This is a genomic window from Streptomyces sp. RK9, from assembly GCF_045070545.1.
Lineage (GTDB): Bacteria > Actinomycetota > Actinomycetes > Streptomycetales > Streptomycetaceae > Streptomyces > Streptomyces alboflavus.
In genome coordinates, this window is sequence record NZ_CP173705.1 from 551847 (window position 1) to 578019 (window position 26173).

Annotated in this window: 22 protein-coding genes; 12 read left to right on the forward strand and 10 right to left on the reverse strand. The window is 74.3% G+C overall.

All coding sequences use genetic code 11. The annotated features are described in order from the left end of the window. Positions 1–73: 73 nt before the first annotated feature. The 5 genes from AB6L24_RS39915 (at position 74) to AB6L24_RS39935 (ending at position 7866) form a co-directional block, all read left to right on the forward strand. Positions 74–1702, forward strand: a complete 1629-nt coding sequence (locus AB6L24_RS39915) for a glycosyltransferase family 2 protein (RefSeq protein WP_405664545.1) — start codon at positions 74–76, stop codon at positions 1700–1702. 150 nt (positions 1703–1852) lie between these two features. Then, positions 1853–2839 carry a UDP-glucose 4-epimerase GalE gene (gene galE, locus AB6L24_RS39920; RefSeq protein WP_405664451.1) on the forward strand — a complete coding sequence of 329 codons (987 nt, stop codon included), beginning with the start codon at positions 1853–1855 and terminating at the stop codon, positions 2837–2839. Between the two features lie 94 nt (positions 2840–2933). Further along, complete coding sequence (locus tag AB6L24_RS39925; protein WP_405664453.1) at positions 2934–3815, forward strand: NAD(P)-dependent oxidoreductase; 882 nt, start codon at positions 2934–2936, stop codon at positions 3813–3815. A gap of 227 nt (positions 3816–4042) precedes the next feature. Then, positions 4043–4882: an ABC transporter ATP-binding protein gene (locus AB6L24_RS39930; protein ID WP_405664455.1), complete on the forward strand. Its 840-nt coding sequence runs from the start codon at positions 4043–4045 to the stop codon at positions 4880–4882. A gap of 368 nt (positions 4883–5250) precedes the next feature. Next, the gene (locus AB6L24_RS39935; RefSeq protein WP_405664457.1) at positions 5251–7866 is read left to right on the forward strand and encodes an ABC transporter permease; all 2616 of its coding nucleotides are present in this window, start codon (positions 5251–5253) and stop codon (positions 7864–7866) included. 102 nt (positions 7867–7968) lie between these two features. Here AB6L24_RS39935 and AB6L24_RS39940 read toward each other — a convergent pair whose 3' ends face one another. Next, positions 7969–8610, reverse strand: coding sequence for a response regulator (locus AB6L24_RS39940; RefSeq protein WP_405664459.1), 642 nt, complete (start codon positions 8608–8610; stop codon positions 7969–7971). Continuing rightward, positions 8598–9812, reverse strand: a complete 1215-nt coding sequence (locus AB6L24_RS39945; protein WP_405664461.1) for a sensor domain-containing protein — start codon at positions 9810–9812, stop codon at positions 8598–8600. Before AB6L24_RS39945 ends, AB6L24_RS39940 begins: the two co-directional genes overlap by 13 nt. Before the next feature lie 170 nt (positions 9813–9982). On the opposite strand from AB6L24_RS39945, the gene AB6L24_RS39950 reads away from it, so the two are divergent. Next, positions 9983–10147, forward strand: a complete 165-nt coding sequence (locus AB6L24_RS39950) for a hypothetical protein (protein ID WP_405664463.1) — start codon at positions 9983–9985, stop codon at positions 10145–10147. Between the two features lie 36 nt (positions 10148–10183). On the opposite strand, the gene AB6L24_RS39955 is transcribed toward AB6L24_RS39950, so the two are convergent. After that, positions 10184–10825 carry a TetR/AcrR family transcriptional regulator gene (locus AB6L24_RS39955; RefSeq protein ID WP_405664465.1) on the reverse strand — a complete coding sequence of 214 codons (642 nt, stop codon included), beginning with the start codon at positions 10823–10825 and terminating at the stop codon, positions 10184–10186. Between the two features lie 167 nt (positions 10826–10992). Here AB6L24_RS39955 and AB6L24_RS39960 point away from each other — a divergent pair, with 167 nt between their 5' ends. Next, entirely contained in the window at positions 10993–11943 is a 951-nt protein-coding gene (locus AB6L24_RS39960; protein ID WP_405664467.1) for an ABC transporter permease, read from the forward strand. Positions 11944–12067: 124 nt separating this feature from the next. Then, positions 12068–12832, forward strand: coding sequence for an ABC transporter ATP-binding protein (locus tag AB6L24_RS39965; RefSeq protein WP_405664547.1), 765 nt, complete (start codon positions 12068–12070; stop codon positions 12830–12832). A 73-nt stretch (positions 12833–12905) separates the two neighbouring features. On the opposite strand, the gene AB6L24_RS39970 is transcribed toward AB6L24_RS39965, so the two are convergent. Next, a complete protein-coding gene (locus AB6L24_RS39970) occupies positions 12906–13148 on the reverse strand; it encodes a hypothetical protein (protein ID WP_405664469.1) in 243 nt (80 codons plus the stop codon). Between the two features lie 189 nt (positions 13149–13337). On the opposite strand from AB6L24_RS39970, the gene AB6L24_RS39975 reads away from it, so the two are divergent. After that, positions 13338–15584 carry a CDP-glycerol glycerophosphotransferase family protein gene (locus tag AB6L24_RS39975; protein WP_405664548.1) on the forward strand — a complete coding sequence of 749 codons (2247 nt, stop codon included), beginning with the start codon at positions 13338–13340 and terminating at the stop codon, positions 15582–15584. Then, positions 15581–17269: a glycosyltransferase family 2 protein gene (locus tag AB6L24_RS39980; RefSeq protein ID WP_405664471.1), complete on the forward strand. Its 1689-nt coding sequence runs from the start codon at positions 15581–15583 to the stop codon at positions 17267–17269. The genes AB6L24_RS39975 and AB6L24_RS39980 overlap by 4 nt, the downstream gene beginning before the upstream one ends. Positions 17270–17649: 380 nt before the next feature. Here AB6L24_RS39980 and AB6L24_RS39985 read toward each other — a convergent pair whose 3' ends face one another. Further along, entirely contained in the window at positions 17650–18093 is a 444-nt protein-coding gene (locus AB6L24_RS39985; protein ID WP_405664550.1) for an ATP-binding protein, read from the reverse strand. Between the two features lie 162 nt (positions 18094–18255). On the opposite strand from AB6L24_RS39985, the gene AB6L24_RS39990 reads away from it, so the two are divergent. After that, positions 18256–18798, forward strand: coding sequence for a UTRA domain-containing protein (locus AB6L24_RS39990; protein ID WP_405664473.1), 543 nt, complete (start codon positions 18256–18258; stop codon positions 18796–18798). Beyond that, the gene (locus tag AB6L24_RS39995; RefSeq protein WP_405664475.1) at positions 18795–19574 is read left to right on the forward strand and encodes a GntR family transcriptional regulator; all 780 of its coding nucleotides are present in this window, start codon (positions 18795–18797) and stop codon (positions 19572–19574) included. Before AB6L24_RS39990 ends, AB6L24_RS39995 begins: the two co-directional genes overlap by 4 nt. A gap of 25 nt (positions 19575–19599) precedes the next feature. Here AB6L24_RS39995 and AB6L24_RS40000 read toward each other — a convergent pair whose 3' ends face one another. The 5 genes from AB6L24_RS40000 to AB6L24_RS40020 form a co-directional block, all read right to left on the reverse strand. After that, positions 19600–20784, reverse strand: a complete 1185-nt coding sequence (locus AB6L24_RS40000; RefSeq protein ID WP_405664477.1) for a transcriptional regulator — start codon at positions 20782–20784, stop codon at positions 19600–19602. 218 nt (positions 20785–21002) lie between these two features. Beyond that, positions 21003–22553, reverse strand: coding sequence for a UDP-N-acetylmuramoyl-L-alanyl-D-glutamate--2,6-diaminopimelate ligase (locus AB6L24_RS40005; protein WP_405664478.1), 1551 nt, complete (start codon positions 22551–22553; stop codon positions 21003–21005). Positions 22554–23017: 464 nt separating this feature from the next. Continuing rightward, positions 23018–24541 (reverse strand): hypothetical protein, encoded by a 1524-nt coding sequence (locus AB6L24_RS40010; protein WP_405664480.1) that lies wholly within the window; start codon positions 24539–24541, stop codon positions 23018–23020. Then, positions 24522–25025 (reverse strand): GtrA family protein, encoded by a 504-nt coding sequence (locus AB6L24_RS40015; RefSeq protein ID WP_380860517.1) that lies wholly within the window; start codon positions 25023–25025, stop codon positions 24522–24524. Before AB6L24_RS40015 ends, AB6L24_RS40010 begins: the two co-directional genes overlap by 20 nt. A 17-nt stretch (positions 25026–25042) precedes the next feature. Beyond that, positions 25043–25933 (reverse strand): polyprenol monophosphomannose synthase, encoded by an 891-nt coding sequence (locus tag AB6L24_RS40020; RefSeq protein WP_405664482.1) that lies wholly within the window; start codon positions 25931–25933, stop codon positions 25043–25045. Positions 25934–26173 lie beyond the last annotated feature (240 nt).

A 26173-nucleotide genomic window follows, 5' to 3' on the forward strand; every position in this document is an offset into this window, starting at 1 on the left:
GTCCGGCACTCCGTGACGAAGCCCCCTAATCGGATAATTTCCACTAAGCCCTAAAATTCCCCCTGTGGACCCCATCTCGCCTCAAGAGCCCCAGATCACCGTCGTCGTGATCGGCTACGACGACGCCCCGCACATCGCCGACGCGGTGCGCTCCGCGCTCGCCCAGGGCCCCGTGGTGGGCGAGGTGATCGCGGTCGACGACTGCTCGACGGACGACACCCCCGCCGTCCTCGCGGAACTGGCCGCCGCCGACCGGCGGGTGCGGGTCGTGCGGCGCGCCGTCAACAGCGGCGGCTGCGGCGCCCCGCGCAACGACGGCGTCGACGCGGCGACCCTGCCGTACCTGATGTTCCTGGACAGCGACGACGTGCTGGCCCCCGGCGGCGCGCGGGCGCTCCTCGCCGCGGCGCTGCGGCACGGCGCCGACGTCGCGTCGGGCCTGTGCGTGCGGCGCGAACTGCCGTCGGGGCGCGAAGTGCCCTGGCAGCCGGAGCTGTACCGCAAGGCCGCGCTCGTGACCCGCCCCGAGCTGCGCCCGCGCCTCGTCCACGACACGCTGTGCGTCAACAAGCTCTACCGCACGGACTTCCTGCGCGAGCACGCCGCCCGCTTCCCCGAAGGCCGCTTCATCTACGAGGACTTCGTCTTCGGCGCCCGGGTCCTCGCCGGGGCCCCGCGCATCGCCCTCGTCCCCGACACCGTGTACGTGTGGCACGTGCGGCGCACCGCCGCCAAGCTGTCGATCTCCCTCGACCGCGCGGGCATCGAGAACTGGCGGGCCAGGATCACGGCGCACCGCCAGGCCGTGGACATCCTGCGCGGCGCCGCCGACGGCGACAAGGTGCTCGCGCGGGCGGCCCGCGCCCAGTTCCTCGACCACGGTCTGCGCATGTACACCAAGGAGCTGCCCCAGCGCGGCCCCGAGTACCAGCGCGCGTGGTGGGCCCTCACCCGCGCCTACCTCACCGAGTTCGACGAGGCCGACCTCGCGGCCGCGCCCGCCCCCGGCCGCGTCATCGCCCGGGTCGTCCTCGCCGCCGCCGAGCCGCGCGACCTGGACCGCCTCAAGCAGGTCGCGGCCCGCCCGGCCCGGCTCGCCCCGCCCTACGCCCGCGCCGCCGACGACACGCCCGTCTGGTCGGCGGACCTGCCCCAGGTCACCCTGGAGCACCTGCTCGCCCGGCCGCTGCGCCTGCTGCCGCTCGCCGTCGACGCCGAGCTGCGTCCGCGCCGGGGCGCGAGCGTGCTGCGGCTGCGCCTGCACGAGCTGTACGGCCGGGTCGCGGCGGCGGGCCCGGGGGTGGTCGACGTGGAGCTGACGCGCCGGGGCGACGGGCGGCCCGGGGTGCGGCGGTCGGCGGCGTTCACGGCGGAGGAGCCGGGGCGGACGTGGGTGGCCGACGTGCGGGTGGACCTCGCGGCGCTCGACGGCGACGTGTGGGACCTGCGGGTGCGGCTGCTGTTCGGCGACGGCACGGCGCGCGAGACCACGGCGCGGGCGGTGGCCGGGCCCGGCCTGCTGCGCCGCACGGCGGTGCCGGGCGGGCGGCACGGCGTGCTCCTCGTCCAGCCGTACGCGACGCAGGCGGGGAACCTGTCGGTGCGGCTGGCGCCGGGTCTTCGCGGGGTGGTGGCGGTGGCGCGGCGGCGGCTCGCGCGGTGGGTGCGGAGGATGCCGGGCGGGCGCGCGAACGGGGCCTGAGGCGGGGCGGGGGGGCGCCGGGCGGACGGGGCCGGGGGACGCCGGGTGTACGGGGTCTGACGTGAGCCGTACCCGGGCTCTGCGACACTGCACGTCCGGGATGTCCGGGGTACATCCCGGGCCAACACGACACGACGGGACGAGCTGACCATGACCTGGCTGATCACCGGCGGCGCCGGATACATCGGTGGGCACGTCGTGCGCGCCATGACGGACGCGGGCGAGCGGACGGTGGTCTACGACGACCTGTCGTCGGGCCTCGCCGAGCGCGTGCCCGAGGGGGTGCCGCTCGTCGTCGGCTCCACCCTCGACGCGGACCGGGTCGCGGGCGCCCTGCGGGACCACGCGGTCACCGGTGTCGTACACCTGGCGGCGAAGAAGCAGGTCGGCGAGTCGGTCGAGCAGCCGCTGCGCTACTACCGCGAGAACGTGGAGGGACTCAGGGTCCTCCTGGAGGCGGTGGCGGACGCCGGGGTGCCGTCCTTCGTCCTCTCCTCGTCGGCCGCCGTGTACGGCATGCCGGACGTGAACCTGGTCACCGAGGACACGCCCTGCGTGCCGATGAGTCCGTACGGCGAGACGAAGCTCGCGGGCGAGTGGCTGACCCGCGCGACGGGCCGCGCGACGGGCCTGCGCACGGCCTGCCTGCGGTACTTCAACGTGGCGGGCGCGGCGAGCCCGGACCTCGCCGACACCGGCGTGTTCAACCTCGTCCCCATGGTCTTCGAGAAGCTCACCGAGGGCGCGGCCCCGCGGATCTTCGGCGCCGACTACCCCACACCGGACGGCACCTGCGTGCGCGACTACATCCACGTCTCGGACCTCGCCGAGGCCCATGTGGCCGCCGCCCGGCGCCTCGCGGGCGCGCCGGAGTCCACCGACCTGACGCTCAACGTCGGCCGTGGCGAGGGGGTTTCGGTGCGCGAGATGGTCGACCTGATCGCGGACGTCACCGGGTACGACATCCCGGCGACGGTCGCCGGGCGGCGCGCGGGCGACCCGGCGCGGGTGGTCGCCGCCGCCGACCGCGTCACCGCGGAGCTGGGCTGGTCGGCCAAGCGGGACGTGCGCGAGATGGTCGAGTCGGCGTGGGCGGGGTGGGTGCGGCTGCACCCCGAGGCACGCACCGAACGGTAAGTACCGCACCAAATAGTAGGTACTTGAGGATCCGTACGGCGGAATCCAGGCTGGGGTGCGAGGCCGACTCACCCACCCCAGCATTGGAGCATCCATGCCCGAGCATGCCCGCACGCCTGTGACGATCGTCGGACTCGGGGCCATGGGAGCGGCGCTCGCCTCGGCGTACGTCGCGGCCGGGCACCCGACGACGGTCTGGAACCGCAGCCCCGGGAAGGCCGCGCCCCTCGTCGAGCAGGGCGCCGCGCACGCCCCCGACATCGCCGACGCGATCGCCGCGAGCCCCCTGACGATCGCCTGCCTCACAACCTACGAAGCCACCTTCGCCGCCCTCGGACCGGCCACCGCCGCGCTCGCCGGACGCACCCTCGTCACCGTCAACTCCGGTATCCCCTCCGGCGCCCGCGCGATGGCCGACTGGGCCACCGGGCACGGCGCGCGGTTCCTGGACGGCGCGATCAAGAACGTCCCCGCGGCCGTGGGCGGGGCCGACACCCTGCACTACTACAGCGGCGACCGCGCCCTCTTCGACGAGCACGAGGCCACGCTGCGGGTCATCGGCGGCGACACCGTCCACCTGGGCACCGAGCCGGACCTGGCGGCGCTGTACGAGTCGGCGGTCGGCGGCACGCTCCTTCCCGCGCTGCTCGGCTTCTTCCAGGGCGCCGCCCTGGTCACGGCGCGCGGCCTGGAGGCGAGCACGCTGGTGCCGTACACCGAGAAGTGGCTACAGATGATCATCTCCGTCCTTCCGCACCTCGCGACCGAGATCGACCGCGGCTCCTACGACGACCCCCAGTCGTCCATCGGCATCTTCCACGCGGGCATCGCCGACGAGGCCGAGGTCGCGGCCGAGGCCGGGCTCGACGCGCGCTGGCTGGAGCCGATGCACGCGCTCCTGGAGCGGGCGGTGGCCGAGGGCCGCGCCGACCAGAGCATCGCGGCCCTCGTGGAGGTCCTGCGCAAGCCCGCGTGACGCCCACGCCCGGGGCCCGCGGCCCGGTGGGGGTGCAGCAGGCTGCACCCCCACCTCGGGGGCTCGCCCTCTCGTGGCCGAGTGCCCCGGATTCCTAGCGTTCTCGGTGGCGGGCGGCACGTGCCGCGACAGTCACCGAGAGGGCGTACGGGATGTTCAGGCGGCGCGGTCCGGCGGGGGCGGGGACGACGGGGCGGGTGGGGAGGGTGGGGAGCGGGCACGGGGGTGTGCTCCAGCCCGACGGGGGCGCGTCGGAGTCCGACGGGGGCGCGTGGGAGGCCGACGGTGGTGTCGGGGCCGACGGAGGCGCGTCCGGCGCCGCTGCGCCCGGCGGTGGCGCGCTCACCCTCGACGGGGTCTCCCGTGCCTACCGCGGCGGGGCCGTCGTCGCGCTGCACCCGACCGATCTGGCCGTGGAGCGCGGCCGGTTCGTCGCCGTCATGGGGCCCTCGGGGTCCGGCAAGACGACGCTGCTCCAGTGCGCGGCCGGGCTCGACCGGCCGACGTCCGGGCGGGTGCGGGTGGAGGGCGTCGAGCTCGGCTCGCTGAAGGAGGCCGCGCTGACGCGGCTGCGCCGGGAGCGCATCGGCTTCGTCTTCCAGGCGCACAATCTCGTGCCGTCGCTGAGCGTCGCGGAGAACGTGGCGCTGCCCCTGATGCTGGGCGGCGCCGACGGGGCGACGACCCGGCGCGCGGCCGTGGCCCTGTCCTCCGTCGGCCTCGGCGACCGGGCCGACGACCGCCCCACCGAACTCTCCGGCGGCCAGCAGCAGCGCGTGGCGATAGCCCGCGCCCTGGTGACCGACCCGGCCGTGGTCTTCGCCGACGAGCCGACCGGCGCCCTGGACCCGTCGACCGCCCACGACGTCCTCGCCCTGCTCCGCCAGGCCGTGGACCACGACGGCCACACGGTCGTCATGGTGACCCACGACCCGACCGCGGCGGCGTGGTGCGACGAGGCGGTGTTCCTCGCGGAGGGCCGCGTGGTGGCAACCCTGCACCACCCGGACGCGGAACGGGTGCACGCGGTGATGCGACGCCTCGGACGCGGGGCGGTGGCGGCGTGAGGAGGCCCGACTCCTGGACCGGGCGCCGGTCGACGTCCCCGCCGGAACCCGGGTCGCCACCCGTGTCCGGCGCCGCACCGGAACCCGAACCCCCGTCCACACCCGAGCCCGGGCCCACACCCGAGCCCGGACCGCCACCCACGTCCAGCTCCACACCAGAACCCGAGCCCCCACCCGCTCCGGGGCCCAGGTCCACATCGGCGCCCGAGCCCCGGTCCCCGTTCACACCCGAGCCCGGGTCCCCGCGCACGTCCGGACCCAAGGTGACGCCGGAACCCGCGCCCACGGCCGAGCCTGGGTCCCCGCCCACGTCCACGCCGGAGCCCGCGTACACGCCCGAGCTCAGGCCCACACCCACGTCCGGGCCCGTGCCCGCACCCGAGCCCGAGTCGACTCCGTCCGGGCCCGCACCCCACCCGTCCGGCCCCGCATCCCGGCCCCGGCCCACCCCCAAAGTCACCACCCTCCTCGCCACCCGCGCCGCCCGTATCCACCGCAAGGCCTGGGCCGCCGTGTTCGCCGCGCTCGTGTTGACCTCCGTGCTGCTCGGTGCCTTCGCGTTGGCCGTGGCGTCGGCGGCGCTCGGGCGGGCGGGCGTGGAGCGGTACGCGGCGGCCGACCTCGTGGTGGCCGGGGATCAGAACACGCGGTACACCGCGAAGCCGTGGGGGTCCGAGCCTGAGACGGTGAGCGCGGGGCTTACCGAGCGGGTGCGGGTGCCCGAGGAGGCGCTCGGGGTGGTGCGCGCGGTGGACGGGGTCGAGAGGGCCGTCGCCGACCGGATCTTCCCGGTGGGGCTCGGGGGCGGGTCGGTCGTCGGGCGGCCCTGGGACGCGGCCCGCCTTGCGCCGTTCGCGCTGCGGGACGGCCGGGCGCCGCAGGGGCCGGGTGAGGTCGTCGTGGGTGCGGGCCGGGCCCGTACCGGGGACCGGGTGACGCTCCGGGTCGGCGGGGCGGACGCCTCGTACCGCGTGGTGGGCGTCGCCGACGGGCCGCGCGCCGCCGTGTACTTCACCGCGGGGCGGGCCCGTGACCTGGCCGGGCGCGCGGGCACGGTCGACGCGATCGGTGTCGTGGCCGCGCCCGGCGTGAGCGCGGGCGAGCTGTACGGGCGGGTGCGGGACGCGGTGGACAAGGCGGAGCTGCGTGCCGCCGGGGAACGGGCGGAGGGGGACTCGGCCGGGCTGCGGGTGCTCACCGGGGACGGCAGGGGCGCCGCGGAACACCTGGCGGCGGCGCCCGCCCGCGCGACCCTGCTGGGGGCGCTCGGCGCGATCGCCGGGACCGTGGTCATGATCGCCGTCCTCGTGGTGTCGTCGACGATCGCGCAGGCGCTGCGGCAACGCGGCCACGAGCTGGGCCTGTTGCGGGCGGTGGGCGCGACGCCCCGGCAGCTGCGGGGCGCGGTGGGCCGCGAGGTGGGCCGGGTCGCGGTGGCCGCCGCGGCGGTGGGCGCGGTCGTCGCCGTACCGGCGTACCTCGGCCTGCGGGCGCTCCTGGACGCGCGCGGCGTGCTGCCGGACGGGCTGCGGCTGCCCCTGCCGCCCTGGCTGTTGACGGCTCCCCTCGTGACCGCCGCCGTGACGGTCGTCGTCGCCCGCGTCTCCGCCCTGTTCGCCGTCTCGCGCGCGGCGAAGGTGCGTCCGGCGGAGGCGCTGCGCGAGTCGCCGCCCAGTACGCCCCGCCGCGTCACCGGCCTGGTCCTGCTCGGCGTCGGCGTGACCGCCGCGGGCACGGCGGCGGCGCAGCACGGCCAGGGCGCCGCGGCGGCGGCGAGCGCGGCGGCGGTGTCGCTGGTCGTCGCGTGCGCGGTGCTCGGCCCGTGGATCGCGACGGGCGCGATGCGGGTCCTGGGCGCCCCCATGCGCCGCTTCGGCGGCCCCGGCGGCAGGCTCGCCGCCGCCAACTGCACGGCCGCCGCCGCCCGCCTGGGCGCGGCGATCACCCCGATCGTGCTGGTCACCGCGTTCTCCGTGGTCCAGCTCGGGGCGGGCGCGACGCTCACGCACGAGGCGCGGGCGCAGGCGCGGGACGCGGCCCGTGCGGACCTGGTGGTGCGGGCGGACGGCGGCCTGCCGTCCGGCGCCCTCGACCGGATCCGCTCCGCGCCCGGCGTTGCCGCGGCGACCGAGGTGGTCCACAGCACGGTCGTCATCGCCCGCAAGGAGGCGGGCTCGCCGCTCCTCGAACGCCTGCCGGTGCTCGGCGTCACACCGGAGCGGCTGACCCGCACCCTGGACCCCGACGTCCGCGAGGGCGGCCTCGGCGGCCTCGGTCCCGGCACGGTCGCCGTCTCCTCGGACCGGGCCCGCGCCCTCGGCGCGAAGCCGGGGTCGACGGTGACGCTCCGCTTCGACGACGGGGTCGCGGGGCGGCTGCGGGTGGTCGCGGTGTACGAACGGGGCCTCGGCGTCGGGGACTTCCTGCTCTCCCGGGACGAGGTGCTGCGGCACACCGCCGGTGCCGGGGCGGCCCGGGTGCTCGTCGCGACGGACGGCGGTTCGGACGCGGTACGCGCGGTCGGCGCGGCCGTGCCGGGGGCGCGGGTGGTCCGGGGCGCCGAGGCCGTCCGCGCCGCCGCCCGCGTCGAGCCGGAGGACCAGGCCCTGGGCGAGGTGGTCGGCGTGACGGCGGTCGGGGCGATCGGGGCCTTCACGGTCGTCGCCGTCCTGAGCACCCTCACCCTGATCTCGATCGGCCGCCGCCCTGAACTGACCCTGCTGCGCCGGGCGGGCGCGGCCCGCGCCCAACTGCGCCGCATGCTGCACGCGGAGGCCGCGGCGATCGCCCTGACCGGCCTGGCCGTGGGCCTCGCGGTGGCCCTGCTCCCCCTCCTCGCCTTCAGCCTGTCCTTCGCGGGCGCACTGCCCTACCTGCCGCCGGTCCAACTGGCCCTGATCGTGGGCGTGGTGGGGGCGACGGCACTGGCGGGGACGCTGCCTCCGGTGCGGCGGGCGCTGCGGGGGCGGTACCCGACGGGGTGAGGGCGCCTCGCCCGAGCAGGCGGGCCCTAGGGCCTGTCCGATGGGTCGGCGCGGCGTCTGGCACGCACGCTCCTTGCTCCACGCCGACCCGTCGGACAAGCCCTAGCCCTTGTTCAAGTAGGCCAGCACGGCGAGCACCCGCCGGTGCCCGCTGTCGCTCGGCGGCAGCCCCAGCTTCAGGAAGACGTTGCCGATGTGCTTGCTGACCGCCCGGTCGGAGATGGACATGAGGGCGCCGATGGTCGTGTTGTCGCGGCCCTCGGCCATGAGGTGCAGGGCCTCGCGTTCGCGGGGCGTGAGGGAGTCGAGGGGGTCGGCGCGGCGGGTGAGGAGTTCCGTGACGACCTCGGGGTCGAGGGCGGTGCCGCCCGCGGCGACCCGTTCGAGGGCGTCGAGGAACTCGTCGACGCGGCCGACGCGGTCCTTGAGGAGATAGCCGACGCCGCTCGCTCCGGCGCCGAGGAGCTCGGCCGCGTACGTCTCCTCGACGTACTGGGAGAGGACGAGGACCGGCAGCTCGGGCAGTCGCTCGCGGGCCGCGAGGGCGGCGCGCAGTCCCTCGTCGCGGAAGCCGGGCGGCATCCGGACGTCGAGGACGGCGACGTCGGGGCGGTGTTCGAGGAGCGCGGGCAGCACCTCGGGCCCGGTGGCCGCGACGGCGGCCACCTCGTGGCCCACGGACGTGAGGAGCAGCACGAGCCCCTCCCGCAGCAGGGCGTTGTCCTCCGCGATCACCACACGCACGGCAGCTCCACTCCGATCCGGGTCGGCCCCCCGGCGGGGCTGACCACCTCCATGGTCCCGTCGAGCGCGGCGACCCGGCGCCGCATGCCGAGCAGGCCGGTGCCGCCGGACTCGTCGGCGCCGCCGCTCCCCTCGTCGCTCACGAGGAGGCGCAACCCGGCCGCGCCACGGGTGAGTTCCACCGTCGCCCGCCGCGCCCCGCTGTGCTTGGCGGCGTTCGTCAGGGCCTCCGCGACCACGAAGTACGCGGCGGCCTCCACGGCGGCGGGCGCGCGCGGCCCGTCCTCGACGCCGTCGTCGCGCACGGTCACGTCCAGGCCGCTGCCGGCGGCGAGGGCCCGGACTGCGCCGGCGAGCCCGCGGTCGGTGAGGACGGGCGGGTGGATGCCGCGCACGACGTGGCGCAGCTCGGTCAGGGCCTCCTCGGCCTGGTCCTGCGCGTCGGCGAGGAGCTTGCGGATGACGTCGGGGTCCTGCGGGCCCTCGCCGGGTCCTGCGGCGACCTGCTTGTCGTACGCCCGCCGGGCCAGGCCGACCCGCATCGAGAGGGAGACGAGGCGGGCCTGGGTGCCGTCGTGCAGGTCCCGTTCGATCCGGCGCAGTTCGGCGCCGTGCGCCGCCACCGCGCCCGCCCGGGTGACGGTCAGCTCCTCGACGCGCTCGGCCAGTTCGGCGTTCCGCTCCGCCTCCGGCGACGGCTTGAGCAGCGCCGTCGACCAGCGCGTGTCCAGCTCGGCGAGGCGCACGATGAGCGGCAGCACGACGGCCCTGCGGCCGAGCAGCCCGCACCACACCCCGTCGACCAGGGCGCCGATCACCCACAGCAACAGCGCCACGTACAGCAGGAGCAGGCCGTGGACGAAGTGGACGACCAGCCACCGCAGGTCGCGGTAGGTGCCGGGGTCCTTGACGGCCTTCTGCACCCGCTCGACGAGCGTGCCGGTCAGGGGCGTGTACGCCTCGCGGATCTCCGTGCCCGACCACCGGCCGACCTGCCGCCGCTTGGCCCCGGTCATCCGGCGAAGGAGCAGGACCGTCTCGGGCAGCACGCCCAGACCGATCACGATGAGCGACGCGACGAGGGTGAAGAGCAGGACACCGACGAAGACGTACGAGAGGAGGGCCATGCCCGCGCCCATGAGCAACTGCATGGACGCGCGGTCGGCCCGCGCCAGCGCATCCCGCAGTTCCGTCCGAGCCATGCCCCTCAGGCTAGGCGAACCGCCGTCCGGTGAGAGGCGGGCAGACCCCCGCCCGGGGGTGTAGCGGGCTGCACCCCCGGTTCGGGAGAACGCACCCTCGCCGTGCGGCGGACGACACGGCAGAGTCGATCTCGCACCGGAATTGCGCCACCACCCCGAAAGGTCCCGCCATGAAGGCCGTCCTCTGGCTCGTGCTCGCCCTCGGCGTCATCGTCAACGCGTTCAGCAGCGTCGCGTTCAGCGGGGCCACGGAGATCGCCGTGAGCATCACCACGGGTGTCGCCGTCATCGGCTCGATCACGGCGCTGGTGCTGACCCGCGAGAAGCACTCCTGACCACCGGCGCCCGGCGCCCAAGCAACTCCCGTCCGCTCACAGCGCCTTGAGCGCCGCCGTAGTCGCCGTGGCGAGCGCGCCCAGGTACCCCTTGGGCAGTTCGCCGCGCACCACGACCGCCCGCCAGTACAGCGGCCCCGACATCAGGTCGAGGGCCAGCTCCTCGTCCGCTTCGGCCAGCCCCTCCCGCAGTTCGCCGCGCGCCACGGCCTGCGCGACGATGCCGCTCGCGACGCCGTGCTGGCCCTCGCGGAGCGCCTTCTGCAGGGCGGCCTCCATCTCGGGGTTGCGGGCGGCCTCGGCCTGGAGGTCGGGGATGACCTGGGAGGCGACGGGGTGGCGCAGGGCCCGGGACGTCACCTCGTACAGGAGCCGCAGGTCGCCCTCCAGGGAGCCGGTGTCGGGCGTGGGCAGGCCCTGGACGGCGAGGGCCGACACCAGGTCGAGGACCAGGTGCAGCTTGGAGCGCCAGCGCCGGTAGACGGCGGTCTTGCCGACGCCCGCGCGGCGCGCGATGCCCTCGATGGACATGCGGGCGTAGCCGACGGCCGCGAGTTCCTCGAAGACGGCGGCCCGGATGGCCTCGGTCACATCCTCACGGAGCACGGCGGCCCCGGCCGGTGCCCTTTTGCCCTGCTGGCGGGCGCTGCGGCCCGCGTCCCCGTCGCTCGTCGTCATACGGACAGCATAGGGCGTGACGACGAAACGGTTGCGTCCCGACGTAACGACGCCCTACTGTCGACGTCACGACGATACGGACCCGTCCCGACGTACGTATCGCCGTCGCCCTCGGACTCCCGCGCCCCGAGCGACCTTCCCGCGCCCCCCGAGCGAAAGCAGCGGACGTGAGCCAGCTCCTCGACAAGCCGCCCACCGCGACGGCAGCCCCCTCCGGGCCCTCCGCCCCGTCCCCCGACGCGGCCCCCGCCCTGTCCCCCGCCGACCTGGCCGCCCGCCACGGCCTGACCGTCAGCGGCGCCCGCCCCTCCCTGCCCGCCTACGTACGCCAGTTGTGGCACCGGCGGCACTTCATCACGGCGTTCGCCACCGCCAAGCTGACCGCGCAGTACAGCCAGGCGAAGCTCGGCCAGCTCTGGCAGATCATGACGCCGCTCCTGAACGCGGCCGTGTACTACTTCATCTTCGGCGTCCTGATGAACACCAGGCACGGGGTGCCGGACTACGTCCCGTTCCTGGTCACGGGCGTCTTCGTGTTCACGTTCACGCAGCAGTCGGTGATGGCGGGCACGCGGGCGATCTCCGGCAGCCTCGGCCTGGTGCGCGCCCTGCACTTCCCGCGCGCCTCGCTCCCCCTGTCGTACTGCCTGCAACAGCTCCAGCAACTGCTGTTCTCCCTGTGCGCCCTGGTGGCGATCCTGCTGGCGTTCGGCGTGCCGCCCACGGCGTCCTGGCTGCTCGCGATCCCCGCGCTCGCGCTGCAGTTCACGTTCAACGCGGGGCTCGCGCTCGTCGTGGCGCGGCTCGGGGCGAAGACGCCGGACATCGCGCAGCTGATGCCGTTCGTGCTGCGGACGTGGATGTACGCGTCCGGCGTGATGTGGAGCATCGACACGGTCCTGAAGGACCGCCACCTGCCGCACGCGGTGACCGTGCTCCTGGAGTCCAACCCGGCCGCCGTCTACATCGACCTGATGCGCTTCGCCCTCATCGACAGCTTCCACGCGAGCCAACTCCCGGCGCACGTGTGGGCGTGGGCGGTGGGCTGGGCGCTGCTCGCCGGGGTCGGCGGGTTCATCTACTTCTGGAAGGCAGAGGAGACGTACGGACGTGGCTGACACCCTGACGAAGCAGACGGCACCGGGCGCGCCGGGCCCTCACGCGACCACGGAGGCCCGCCCCTCCGAGGACCGCACCGCCGCCGCGCCCGAGCAGCCCGCCCCCACCACGGTCGCCCCCACGGTGATCGCCGACGCGGTCGACATCGTCTACCGCGTCCACGGCACGGCCACCTCCGGCCGAGGCGCCGCCACCGCCGCCCTCGGCCGCATCCTGCGCCGCCGCGGCAAGGGCGGCGAGGAGCGCGGCGTACGCACGGTCCACGCCGTTCGGAACGTCTCCTTCACGGCCCACCGGGGCGAGGCGATCGGCCTGATCGGCACCAACGGCTCCGGCAAGTCCACCCTGCTCAAGGCGGTCGCCGGACTCCTCCCCGTCGAGCGCGGCCACATCTACACCGACGGCCAGCCGTCCCTGCTCGGCGTCAACGCGGCCCTGATGAACGACCTCACCGGCGAGCGCAACGTCCACCTCGGCGGCCTGGCGATGGGCATGTCCCGCGACCAGATCCGCGAGCGCTACCAGCGCATCGTCGACTTCTCCGGCATCGACGAGAAGGGCGACTTCATCTCCCTGCCGATGCGCACGTACTCCTCCGGCATGGCGGCCCGCCTCCGCTTCTCCATCGGCTCCGCCAAGGACCACGACGTCCTCCTCATCGACGAGGCCCTCGCCACCGGCGACCGCTCCTTCCAGAAGCGCTCGGAGTCCCGCATCCGCGAACTGCGCGAGCGCGCGGGCACGGTCTTCCTGGTCAGCCACAACAACAAGTCGATCCGCGACACCTGCGACCGCGTCCTGTGGCTGGAGCACGGCGAGCTGCGGATGGACGGCCCGACGGCAGAGGTCATGCGGGAGTACGAGCGGTTCACGGGCGGCAAGGCCTGACGTGCCCGCCCCCGCGAAGCCCCTGGTGGAGAAGGCCCTGCGGACCGGGAACCCACTCCACCAGGGGTCCGGCTCACCAGTTGTAGATGATCTCCCCGTTGCTGCCGTAGTACGTGAACGAGCCGTCCGGCTGCCCGACGATGCACGCGTATCCACCGGCGGGCGTGTTTCCGCAGAAGGTCGCGGCGCCGGCCGAGCCCCCGGCGAAGATCCCGCCGACCACGAGGGCGCCGGTGGCGCCGACGGCGACGGCGAGCCGCCGGGCCCACCTGCGCCTCGGCGTGACGGTGGTGGTCGCGTTCTGCCTCAGCTTCATGGCTGACTCCTTGCTGCCCATGGGTTGTCGGTCACCAAGGGTTCGCAGCGGCCCCGCGGCCGGATTGCTCTCGCTGAGACTTCGGCGACCTCGGCGGCACGTCGGCTCACCGTGCCCCTTTTGTCGCATCAATACGCAGATCCTTACACTATGGGAGCGTTTAGCCATGGAGGAGAGGCGGGAAGCGTGGTGCCGGAACTGAGCGTCGTCGTGTACGGCCGCAACGCGCAGGGGCATCTGCCCGACGCCCTGGCGGAGCTGACCGGGGCGGGGCTCGACGGGACGGGCCCGGCGGGCGCGGCCGACCCGGCCCCCGGAGCCCCCGCCGTCGAGGTGATCGTCGCCGCCGTCGGGCCCTCCGCGCAGGACGCCGCCGCCCACCACCCCTCCGTGACGGTCGTCCCGCTGCCCGAAGGCACCCCGGACAGCGCGGCCCGTGCGGCGGGCGCGGCGCGGGCCGCCGGACGCTGGCTGCAGTTCGTGCGGAGCAAGGACGGGGTGACGGCGCTCGCGGCCCGCGCGGTCGCCGAGCGGGCGGCGGCGCTGGCCGACACCGTGGACGTCCTGCTCACCGACCACGTGCGCTCGACCTGGCGGCACGCCCGGATGCCGGGCCCCGACGGCCGGTTCCTGGCGAAGCCGGGCCGCCGGGACGTGTTGCTCGCGGACTGCCCGGACCTGTTGAAGGTCACGCCGCTGCTGGGGACGAGGGTCGTGCGGGCCGGCTTCTGGCGGGCGCACGCGGAGCTGTTCGGCACGGACGACGAGCTGTTCGTGGCGTACGCGGTGGCGCTGGCCGCCGGACGTCTGGCGACGTACGACCAAGTCGCCCTGGAGGACCGGCGGGTGCGGGCGGAGAGCCTGCCGCCGGTCACCGCGGACGACCGCTTCGCGCTCCTGGAGACGTACGAGCGGCTGCTCGACCTGGCGGCCGCGCGGGAGGCGGGGACCGGACCGAGTGCCGTGCTGTACGCGGCGATGGTCACCGCGAGCCTGCGGATCGTCGCCCGTGACCGGCTGCCCGAGCCGGCGGCGCGGGAGTTCTTCCGCCGGGCCTCCCGCGCGGCGGTCGCCCACCGCCCGGCCGGGTACCGGCGGCCCGGCGGCCTGGAAGGGGTGCGCCGCCGCCTCCTGGAGGAGGACGCGTACGCGAAGTACCGCGCGTTCCAGGCGGCCAACCAGCAGCGCCGCAAGGTGCGTTCGGCCGTCGGGGCGGGGCGCGCGGCGGTCGGCAGGAAGGTCAGGGACGCGCGCTACCACCAGGACCTGCGGCGGCCGATCGACCCGGACCTGGCCGTGTTCTCGGCGTACTGGGACCGGGGCGTCGCCTGCAACCCGGCCGCGATCGCCGCGAAGCTCGCCGAACTCGCCCCGCACATCCACGCGGTGTGGGTGGTCGCCGCCGAGAACGTACCGCTCCTTCCGCCCGGCACGGACCACGTCGTCCCCGGCACCCGCCGCCACTCCCGCGTCCTGGCCACGGCGAAGTACCTGGTGAACAACGCCAACTTCCCCAACGCGATCGTGAAGCGGCCCGACGCCGTGCACGTCCAGACCCACCACGGCACCCCCCTCAAGCGCATGGGCCTCGACCAGCTCGACTACCCGGCGGCGGCCAAGGGCCTGAACTTCCACGACCTGCTCGCGCGCGTGGACCGCTGGGACTACAGCGTCTCGTCCAACAGCCACTCCACGCAGATGTGGCAGCGCGCCTACCAGTCCCGGTACGTGGAGCTGGACTACGGCTATCCGCGCAACGACGTGTACTACGCGGCGACGGCCGCCGACGTGCGGACGGTCCGCGAGCGCCTCGGCATCGCGCCCGGCGCGCGAGCCCTCCTCTACGCCCCCACGCACCGCGACTACGAGGCCACCTGGACCCCGCGCCTGGACCTCGCGGCGCTCTCCGAACGCCTCGGCGACGACACCGTGCTCCTGGTGCGCGGCCACTACTTCTACGGCGGCACGGCGTCCCCGCTGGCCGGTCTGCGCCGGGCCGGGCGGGTCATCGACGTGTCGACGTACGACCCCGTCGAGGACCTGGCGCTCGCCGCCGACGCCCTGATCACGGACTACTCCTCGATCATGTTCGACTACGCCAATCTGGACCGCCCGATCGTCGTCTACGCCGACGACTGGGAGACGTACGCCAAGACGCGCGGCGTGTACTTCGACCTGCTCGCGGAGCCGCCGGGCCAAGTGGCGCGCACCCAGGAGGACTTGACGCGGATCCTCACCTCCGACGCCTGGCGGGACGAGACGGCGGCGAAGGCGCGGGCCGCGTTCCGGCGGAAGTTCTGCGAGTTCGACGACGGGCGGGCGGCGGAGCGGGTCGTACGGAGGGTGTTCCTGGGCGAGAGCGAAACGTCACTGCCGCCGATCGCCCCCCTGGACGAACGGACCCCGGCCCCGACCCCGGAGGAGGCGACCCAGTGACCACCGATGCTTCCGACACCCCCGACGTGACCATCACCGTCATCGTCTACAACGACGCCGAACGCCTCCCGCGCGCGGTGGCCTCGCTCCTCGCCCAGACGCACCCGAACATCGAGATCGTCATCAGCGACGACCACTCGACGGACGAGACGCCGCGCGTGGCACGGGAGTTGGCGGCGCGGGACGCCCGCGTGACGTACCTCCGCCTGCCCGAGAACAGCGGCGGCTGCAGCGCGCCCCGCAACCGGGCGATCGACATCGCGCGCGCCCCGTTCCTGATGTTCCTGGACAGCGACGACGAACTCCCTGAGCGGGCGGTGGAGTTGCTCCTGGCGGCGCACGCCGAGGCGAGGGTCGACTTCACGATGGGAGCGGTGGAGCGGGTACGAGTAGACACGGGCCGCACCTCGACCTGGATGCCGCACCTCGTCGCGGAGCGCCGCACGGTGGCGGGCATCGAGGCCGAACCGGCCCTGTTCTTCGAGCACTTGTCGACGAGCAAGATGTACCGCAAGGCCTTCCTGGACCGGAATTCCCTCCGCTTCCCCGAGGGCATCCACTACGAGGACCAGCTCTTCTCGGCGCAGGCGTACTGCCTGGCGAGGGCGTTCACGGTGATCCCGGAGCCGGTGTACCGCTGGTACATAGAGCCGTACGGCGCGGCGGAGGCGGCGTCGATCTCCAACCAGCGCCACAAGCTGAGCAATGTGCGGGACCGGGTGTACGTGCAGGGCCTGATCGACGCGTTCCTGGTGGACAGCGGGCACGCGGGGGTCCGCGAGGCCAAGGACTACAAGTTCCTCAAGCACGACTTCCGGATGTACGCGGGCGACCTCCCGTTCCGCGACGAGGAGTGGCTCCGGGGCTTCGCGGACATCGTGAACCCCTACCTGGCGGGTCTCGCGCCCGGCGCCTACGAGCGGCTGCCGCGCGCGGAGCGGGTCGTCCTCCAGCTCGTACGGGACGGGCGGCTCGCGGAGGCGCAGCTGGCGGCCCGGGGGCTCGGCCACGGCGTGGGCCCGCGCGAGACGTCACTGGACGCGGAGGGGCGCCTGTACTGGGGCGGGACCGTCCCCGACTCCCCCGGCGCCCGCCGCGAGCTCGACCTGACGGAACTGGGCCTGGACTCGCGGCCGTTCCCGGGCGCCCAGTTCCGCCACGAGATCACGCGGATCGAGCGGGCCGGGGGCGCGGCCCTGCGGCTGAGCGTCCGCACGTACGACCCGGGGCTGCGGCTCCCGGTGGGCCCTCAGGTCGCCCGGCTCGTCGTGGCCCCGGGGCGGAGGCGGCTGACGACTCCGTTCCGCCTCGATCCGGTCCGGCCCGGCGTCTACGAGGGCGAGGTGACCCTCGACCTGACGAAGGCCCGCGTCCCCGCGGACGGCTTCTCCGGCACCCGTCACCCCTTGATCCAGCTCACCGACGGCCGCCTCCGCAACAGCGGCCTGCTCCTGGCCCCCCTGACCTTCCCCCGCCTGACGGCCCGCGTCCCCTACCGCTCGGGCACGGCCCCGCACGTGGTGACGGCGGAGCCGGAGGGCCGGGGCGCGGGCCGCCTCCAGCTGACCTGGACCCCGGTGGGCGTGACGGCCCGCGTACTGCGCCCCCTGGCCAGGAAACTCATCGGCCCCCACAACTCCCGCATCCGCAGAGCGGCCCACCTGGCAGCAAGCGCAACCCGCTGACGCGACGTCACGAGGGGACCGCACCCCTGCCCCAAGGCAGCACCCCGCACCCTGCGCCACACACCGTCACCCGCCGCCCGTCCCCCGAGCCCCGCACCCCACACCGCACCCCAAGCCCCGAGCCAGAGCCCCCGGCACCTTCACCGCACGCACCCCCCGCCCCAAGCCCGTCCGCCCACGCCCCCGCCAGCCGATCACCCCCGCCTTCACCGCACCGCCCTTTCCCACCCACCCGCCCCCACCAACCCGAGTGAGCCCCCGAGGGCGCCAGCCCGCCACCCCTCCGGCCTACAGCGTGCGCGGACCCGCCATCCCCTCGGCGACCGTCAGCACGCACTCGGCAACCCCGTACCTGCCTCGCGCGATCCCGCCCCCGCTGCTCACGTGTGAACCCCGCGCGTCTCGTCGGAATTCGCGAGCCTCGGCACCACTTCGGCGACGGCCTTGAAGACCAGCCAGACAGTCTTGCCAGGGCTGTGCACGGTGACACCGAAGTCGTCGACCGAGGCCGCCACCAGACGCAGCCCCCGGCCACCGCACTCCTCGGCACCCTCGCGCATGACCCGCGGGTGCCCGCCGCCGCTGTCGCGCACCTCGATCCGGAGCAGCGGACCGTCCGCGGCAAGCGTGCGGCAGAACTCGCGCCCCGGCGGCACACCGTGCAGCACGGCATTCGTCGCGAGCTCCGAGACGCAGAGACACACGTCGTCGCACCGATCGGCTAGGTCCGCACCCCACTCCACCAGCGTCTCGAGAGCGAAGGCGCGCGCAGCGGGCACGGAGCGGCGCGCGCGGGGAAATCGTCGTTGCCGTGACAGGGGCACGGTGAACACCGCCTTGGTCCTGGGCCGTACGATGACGAGGCCCGTACTACTATTCACGAAAAGCGGCAAGATTACCCAAGGGTCAGGCACCGAGCGGGTCGCTCAACGTGTAAAGCAGCAAGGTCGAACCCCCCTGACCGCCCGGCCGAACCGGAGGACACGGTGAGCGACAGCACGTGGGTCAGCACCTCGATGCCGTACCTGGCGCCGCAGGCAGCGGGACAGCCCCACGCGTGGGCGGCCGAAGCCGCTGCCCGAGGCGGCAAGGGCGGCCAGCGCATCACGCACGCCGGTGAGGTGCCGGCCCCGGACGCGGTGGCCGCGCTGCTCGGCGTGGCGGCCGGCGAGCCCGTCGTCGTGCGCCGCCGGATCATTGAACTCGACGGCGAGCCCTGCGAGTTGACGGACACGTACTATCCCGTGGCCATCGCCCGAGGCACCCGCCTCGCCGAGAAGGGGAAGATCCCCGGCGGCGCCGTCACCCTGCTCGCCGAGTTGGGCCACATCGGCGTACGGGTCCGGGAAGACGTCACCGCGCGGATGCCCGGCGCGGACGAGCGCGAGGCGCTGCGCACAGGCACGGACGAGCCCGTCCTGCACCTGTCCAGGGTCACCCTGGACCGCGACGACCGGCCGATCCAGGCCGACTTGATGGTCATGCCCGCCCACCGGCAGCAACTGCGCTACGAGATCAGGATCGGATGACCGTGCCCACCACCGAAGCCCACGCACCCGACCCGCGCTCACTGCACGAGCGGATCGCCGCCGACCTCCGGGACGAGATCATGAGCGGCGACCTGCCCCCGGGCGGCAAGCTGCCGTCCACCGCGCAGCTGAAGGCCCGCTTCGACGCGTCGAACGCCACCATCCAGAAGGCGCTGCAGCTCCTCAAGGGCGAACAGCTCGTCATAGGCCGTGCCGGAGCAGCGGTCACGGTGCGCGAACACAGGCAGCGCACCATGCGCCCCGCTTCCTACCTGGCCCCAGCAGGCCCGGGAGAGCCCTATCGCTGGCTCACCGAGGCGTCGCGGCACGGCGCGTCGGCGCGCGTCACCCTGCTGGACGTGGCAGAGGCGCGCCCGCCCTCCGACGTCTCGGCCGCCTTGAACCTCACCGACGGCGAACCGGCGCTGCTGCGGCGCCAGCTCCTCACCATCGACGACGAGCCGGCCGAACTGGCCACTTCCTACTATCCGTTGACCCTGGCCCGGGGAACCGCCCTCACGGAGAAGCGCCGGATCAAGGGTGGCACCCCGACCCTGCTCGCCGCACTCGGCTTCCCGCCGCGCCGGAGCGTGGACCGCGTCTCCGCGAGAGTCCCCACCCAGGACCAGCATCAGGCCCTGAGGCTCCCCGGCAACCTGCCGGTGCTCCACACCCTGCGCGTCGTCCACAGCGACAACGACCGCCCCGTCGAGGCCACCGTCATGGCCAAGGCGGGCCATCTCTACGAGCTGGAGTACGAGTTCACACCGGAGTGACCCTGCGAACGCGGCGCCACCGACGTCACTCGCCCCCGCCCCATGGCCTCAACTCCTCATACGCCTCCCGCAAATCCACAGCCTCCGGCAGCCCCCGCCCCTCGACCACCCGGACGATCTCCAGGGCCCGCCAGTGGTTCGCGGGCAGCAGTCGCCCGGACGCGATCGCACGCCGTGCGGCATCGCACGCCTCGTCGAGGCGGTCGCAGGACAGCAGAATCAGGGCGAGGTCGATGTGGGCGGACACGGCACGGCGGGGCCAGGACGCGGCGTCGGCGCCGAGTGGGAACTGTGCGATGACCTCGCGGGCGGGCTGTTCCGCGGCGGGGTCGCCCATCCAGGCCAAGGTCGTGGCGGTGTACGACGTGGCCTTCGCGGGGTCGTACTGGTAGTGGTGCTCCGGCCGGGCCCGCAGCACCATCGTGGTGGCGAGCCGTTGCACGCGCTCGATGGCGGCGCATGCCTCCCGCCGCTGGCCGAGGCGCGCGCGGGCCCGCCCCTCCTGGGCGGTCGCCTGAAGCTCGGCCGATCCCCCGCGTGGGGCGACGTGCCGGGCAGCCCGGGAGAGTTCCGCGGCTCGCGGATAGTCGCCGGTGGTGAGAGCCCGCCAGGCCTCCGTCTCGTACGTCCACGCGTGGATCTCGTGATGCTCGGCGTGCTGGGCCAGCGAGGCGGCCGTGGTGAGCCGCGCCGCCGCAGCGCGGGGTTCCCTGAGGTCGACGTGCAGGGTCGCGGCGAGCAGCGAGAGCCAGCCGCCCAGGACGATGAGGCGCCGGTGTTCGCTCAGCGTCTCGCGGTCGTCCAGCAACTTGGTCACGTAGCCGAGGTGTTGTCGTACATCTCGCAGCAGGGCCGGGGGCGACGCCGTCTGGTAGCCGACCGCGAACTGGTCGAAGGCGCTCTCCAGCCGCTCGAGGGTCTCGGCTCCGACGTCGCTGGCCCGCACGCGGCGCGCCAGTTCGACCGCTTCGAGGTCGTCGCCCGGACCGTCCCCCGCGTCGGCGGCGACAGCCACTTCCGCGGCCAGCAGCGCCCCCTCGGCCCCGGTGAGCCCGTCCAGCCCACGCCTCAGGTTCTCGGACGGCCGCTGCTTCCCTTTGAGCACCCGGGACAGATACGCCACGTCGTAGTTCAGCGCACGCGCGGCCTGGCGCATGGAGATGCCCTGTTCCGCCAGGGCATCGCGGGCACGGGAGGTGAAGTCGGCCACGGGACGCTCCGGACAGTTGTCGACCGTTGACACCGAGTTTAGTCAACGGTCGCTCCACTGGGCCGGGTTGGCCCGGATCGCCGACCATCGGCATGACAGGCCGCACAGGCCTCCGGTCCGCCGACAGAAGTGAGCACCGCATGCCCGCCCCTGAGCTCACGCCCACCCCTGTGCGCCTGCCCCCGCTGCCTGGGGTACTCCGCGGCCCCCTGACCCCCTCAGTACGTGCGCGCTCCGGTCCGCGCAGCGGCAGCGGCGGCGCCACCCCGCCCGGGGCGGCCCGCCGAGGCCTCCAGGGCCAGCCCCCGTACGACAGCCATGTCGCTGAACGGAATCAACCGCCCCCGCACGGTCTGATGCGGCTCACTCCCCTTGCCCGCGATGAGCACCGTGTCCCCGGGCCCCGCCGCCGACAGGGCGTAGGCGATCGCCTCGCGGCGGTCGGCGAGGCGGTCGAAGGGGGTGCCTGTGGCGGCGAGGCCGGGGGTGATCTGGTCGAGGATGACGTCCGGGTCCTCGTCGCGGGGGTTGTCGGAGGTCAGGACGCACAGGTCGGAGTGGGTCCCGGCGATCCGGCCCATGTCGGCGCGCTTCGTGGTGTCACGGTCGCCGCCGCAGCCGAAGACGGTGATGACGCGGCCTCGCGTGTAACCGCGGATGGTGGTGAGGACCTTGTCCAGGGAGTCGGGGGAATAGGCGTAGTCGACGATCACGGAGGTGCCGTCGGGGGTCTCGAAGCGTTCGAACCGGCCGGGGACGGGCGGCATGTGGGCGAGTGCGGCGACGAGGGCGTCGAGGTCGTGTCCGAGGACGTGGCAGGAGGCAAGCGCGGCAAGGGCGTTGGCGACGGAGTACCGGCCGGGGAAGGGGATGGCCGCCGGATACGCCCGCCCCCCGTGCCGGAGCGTGAACCGCGTCCCCATGGCGCTCACCGCGAGGCCGGTCGCCCGGTAGTCCGCCGGTACGTCGAGTGCGTACGTGGTCACCGCCCCCGGCATCATCGCGGTGATCGCGACGCCCACGGGGTCGTCGGCGTTGACGACCGCGTGCCCGCACAGGCCCTGGAAGAGCCGGAGCTTGGCGTCCCGGTAGTCGGCCATCGTCCCGTGGTCGTCGAGATGGTCCTGCGTGAGGTTGGTGAACACGCCGACGTCGATGAAGGTCCGGTCCACCCGGTGGTTGAGCAGGGCCATCGAGGTGGCCTCCAGGACCACGCTGCCGGTGGCGCGGTCCCGCATGTGGCCCAGGAGGTACTGAAGGTCGGGCGACTCCGGGGTGGTCAGGACCGAGGGCGGCATGGGGATCAGCTCGTCGGCGATGCGGCTGCCGGCCGTCCCGATGACCCCCACCTTCGCGCCCGCGGCCATCCGCAGCACCGCTTCGACCATGTACGAGACAGACGTCTTGCCGTTGGTCCCGGTGATCGCGACCATGTCCATCCACCGGCCCGGCTCGCCGAAGCAGCGGGACGCCACGACCGCGGCCGCCTTTCGGGTGTCGGGCACCCGCACGGTGCACCGGCCCCCGGGCCCCGGAGGCGCGGGCAGGGTCGGATCCGGCCCTGCCACGATCACGGCGGCGGCGCCCCGCGCGAACGCGGCAGCCACGGAGCCGGGCCCGCCGTCGCGGTGTCCGGGCACGGCGACGAAGACGGACCCGGGCGCGACCCGGGCGACGTCGAAGGTCACCCCCGCCGTGACCGCGGTGCTGCTCGGGTCGCCCTCGATTACCTGATGTTCCTGTCCGGCCAGCAGCTCGCTCAGCTTCACAGTGATCCCTTCGGGGTGGCCCCGGCCCGGTCGTGCGGTCGGAGCCAGGTGGCAGCACCGGCGGAGGCCGGCAGGCTGGTGTGGCGACATGGGCGGAGCGGGAAGGGATTTCGCCCGGCGAGGAGGGGCGAAGCGGCTCACGGCCCAGGGAGGTCCCGGGTGGTCCGGGATGTCCGGGGAACCCCCGGGAGGGGCCCGGCGCGCGGCAGCGGAAGAAGCGGCGAGCCGGTGCGACGAGCGGCGCTAACCGTGCCCGTGGAGTGCGATCCGCCGGATCCGAGGCGTCTCTACGTCAACGGCGACAGCCGCACGGACGGCAACCGGACCGGCGACGATCGGGCGCAGTCCTGAGGCCGCCCTGTGCGGGCACTGCCCCAGCGAACCCGTGCGACCCATGAGCCCGAGTGTACGGCCGTTCCGGCGCCCCTCACTCCAGATCGCCCTGCCGTGGGCCGAGAGGCCCCTCACCCCACCACCCGGTACAGCCCGAGCCCCCGCGGCCCCGTAGCCACCTTCCGCAGCGCGGGATCCCCCTCCCCCAACCCCCCGTCCCCGGGATACGCCACCACCCACCGCACCCCGTACCGCCGCAGCACCCCCACCCGCTCGGCCCGGGGCGTGCCCGGCGCGAAGTACCGGCGCACGGCGTCCTCGCGCGCGACTTCGTCGGGGAGGAAGAAGTCGGGGTAGCCGGGGGCCACGGTGTACGCGCCGTAGGCGGGGATCTGGCGGGCGGGGAACGTCTTCGCCAGGACCACGTCGCCGTACCGCACCCACGGGGTGATCCACCGGTAGCCGGGCCACGGCGGGCGGTACTTCGCGGTGACGGCGGAGGGCAGCGCGCCCGCAGGGAGGACGTAGCCGAGCGTCCCGGCCTGCGTCCACGCACCGACGGCGAGGGCGGCGGCCAGGGACGAGGCGAGGGCGGGGGCGAGGATCCGGCGGAGCCCGCGCCCCGTGGGCAGCGCCTCGCCGACCAGCCCCGCCACCTCCACCGCCGCCGCGACCTGCGCGGGTATCAGCGCCGCCGGCAGCACCCGCCCCCACGAGTAATGACCGCTCAGGCCCCCGGCCGCGAACACCACCACCCCGAGCGCGAAGAACAGCACCAGCGGATCACGCCGGTCGCGGCGAAAGCGCAGGCCGAGCGCGGCCACACCCAGGAGGGCCAGGCCGAAGCGGCCGAGGAGGTCCCGGTACAGGGCGCGGTGGATCTGCTCCAGGTCCGCGCCCGCCCCGAAGAGGTCGAAGAAGGAGTAGTACGGCCAGACGGCGAGCACCACGAGGCCGAGGGCGAGCCCGGCGGCCAGGCGCAGCAGGACCGCGCGCGGAGGCCATGGCCGGGCCCCGAGCAGCATCGCCGCCGCGCCGAGCGACGCGACGACACCGGTGAACTGGTGGGTGAGGAGCACCACCGCCCACAGCGCCCCGAGGCCGAGGAACACCGGCCACCCCGAGCCCGCCCGCAGGGCATCACGCAGGAACGCCCACAGGTGGAAGGACAGGCCGAGCGCGAACGTACTCGGATACGAGACCGTCAGGGCAAGGGAGTTGAGGCCGAGGAAGCCGCTCCACTCGAACAACACCGGGCCCCACAGGAACAGCACGCACAGCACGGCGAGCGGCGGGGCGGCCCGGCGCTCCGTCAGCGCCCGGACGAAGTGCCAGACGCCGGAGAGGAGGAGGACGAGGCCGACGACGGCCGCGCCGCGCAGCACGCCGAAGACGCCCGCGCCCGTCGCCTTGGCGACGAAGCCGAGGAGGACCGTCCACGGCGAGTAGTAGGGGCTCGGTACGTCGGCGTCGACCAGCGGATCGCCGGGGTGGAGCGGGTCGTGGCGGAGGCGTTCGATGGTCGCCGCGTGGATGCCCAGGTCACCGACCCAGGGGAGGCGGACGACGACGGCGAGGAGAAGGACGGCGACGGCGCCCGCCACCGCCCGGAGCCCCCACACCCAGCGGGACCGGCTACGGCCGCCGAACGTCATGGTGGGCCCGGTGCTGAAACACCCACGTCCGGTACACCAGGAAGCGGAACGCCGACGCGAGCACGATGGACTGCGCCTTCGCGATGTTCGAGCCGAGCGGCCCGCTGAGGCCCGCCCCGTGGTACGCGGCGTAGAACAGCAGGCTCTCCATCAGGACACCGATGCCGCTGAAGACGAAGAAGAGGGCGATCTGCCGCTTGGTGCGCGAGGCGCGGTCCCGGTACGCGTAGAAGCGGAAGCCGAGGTAGTTGGTGCCCATGGCGACGCAGCTGGCGAGCACCGTCGCGGTCATCGGGGCCCGGCCGAGGCCGTGCAGGAGCAGGTTGAAGACGACGAGGTTGACGGCCACGCCGCTGCCGCCGACGACGCCGAACCTGACGACTTCGAGGAAGAGGCGGCGCAGCCGGGCGAGGGGGAGGCGGGGCGCGGCGGGCGCAGGAGCGGCGACGGCCCCGGCCTGCGCCTCGGGCAACGTGCCGGTCATCCCGTGCAGCGTGCTGGTCATACGGACGACCCCGGCCCCGAGGACGCCCCCGGCCCCGAACCTGCACCCGGCCGACGCCCCGGTACGCCACGCCCTCCGCGACCGAGCCGCAGCTTCCACGGCATCACCACCGACTCCAGCTGCACCATCAGATTCATCTTGGACTCCCCGACCGTCCGGTCCTCGAAGTGGATCGGGACCTCCATGACGTCGAAGCCGTGCCCCACCGCCCGGTACTTCATCTCGACCTGGAAGCTGTAGCCCGCGCTGTCGACGGACCCGAGGTCGACGGCGCGCACCGCGTCGGCCCGCCACAGGTTGAAGCCGCCGGTGATGTCGCGGACGCGGGTGCCGAGGATGGTGCCGGCGTAGGCGTTGGCCCAGCGGGACAGGAGCTTGCGGTGGGCGCCCCAGGCGTCGGAGAGCGTGCCGCCCTGGACGTACCGGCTGCCGACGACGACCCCGGCGTCCGTGGCGAGCGCGACGCCGAGCAGCTCCGCGACCTTCTCCACGGGGTGGCTGCCGTCGGCGTCCATCTGCAGGACGTAGTGCGCGCCCTCGGCGACGGCGTGCGCCATGCCCGCCGCGTAGGCCCGGCCGAGGCCGTCCTTCTCGGTGCGGTGCAGCACGCTCATGCGGCGACGCCCTTCCGCCTCGGCGTGCCGTCGCGCGTGCGCCTCGGCGATGTCGCCGGTGCCGTCGGGGCTGGAGTCGTCGACGACGAGCAGGCTGAGGCCCGGCAGCGGCAGGGCGAGCAGCGCGTCGGCCATGCCGGGCAGGTTCCCCGCCTCGTTGTACGTGGGCATGACGACGGTCAGGGGCGTCGCGGCCCACTCCTCGGGCAGCCGTCCGCCGCCGAGCACCTGGACCGCGCGCTCCGCCGCGTCCAGCGGACTTGCATCTGTCATCGGCTTACCTTGTGACCTTCCCGACCCGTACGGACTCGTCCGTCAGACAATCTCACCTACCGTAGCCCAAATGCCCGAATTAATGACTTATGGCAAGTCTCGTCACCCGTTCCGCAGACGGCGGGTACCCCCCGCCCGGCCACGAACGCCGACGGGGGCGCCCCGCACCACACGGTGCGGGACGCCCCCGGAAACCCCCGGCAACCCCTGGCAACGCAGGGCGACCGCCTACGAAACCGC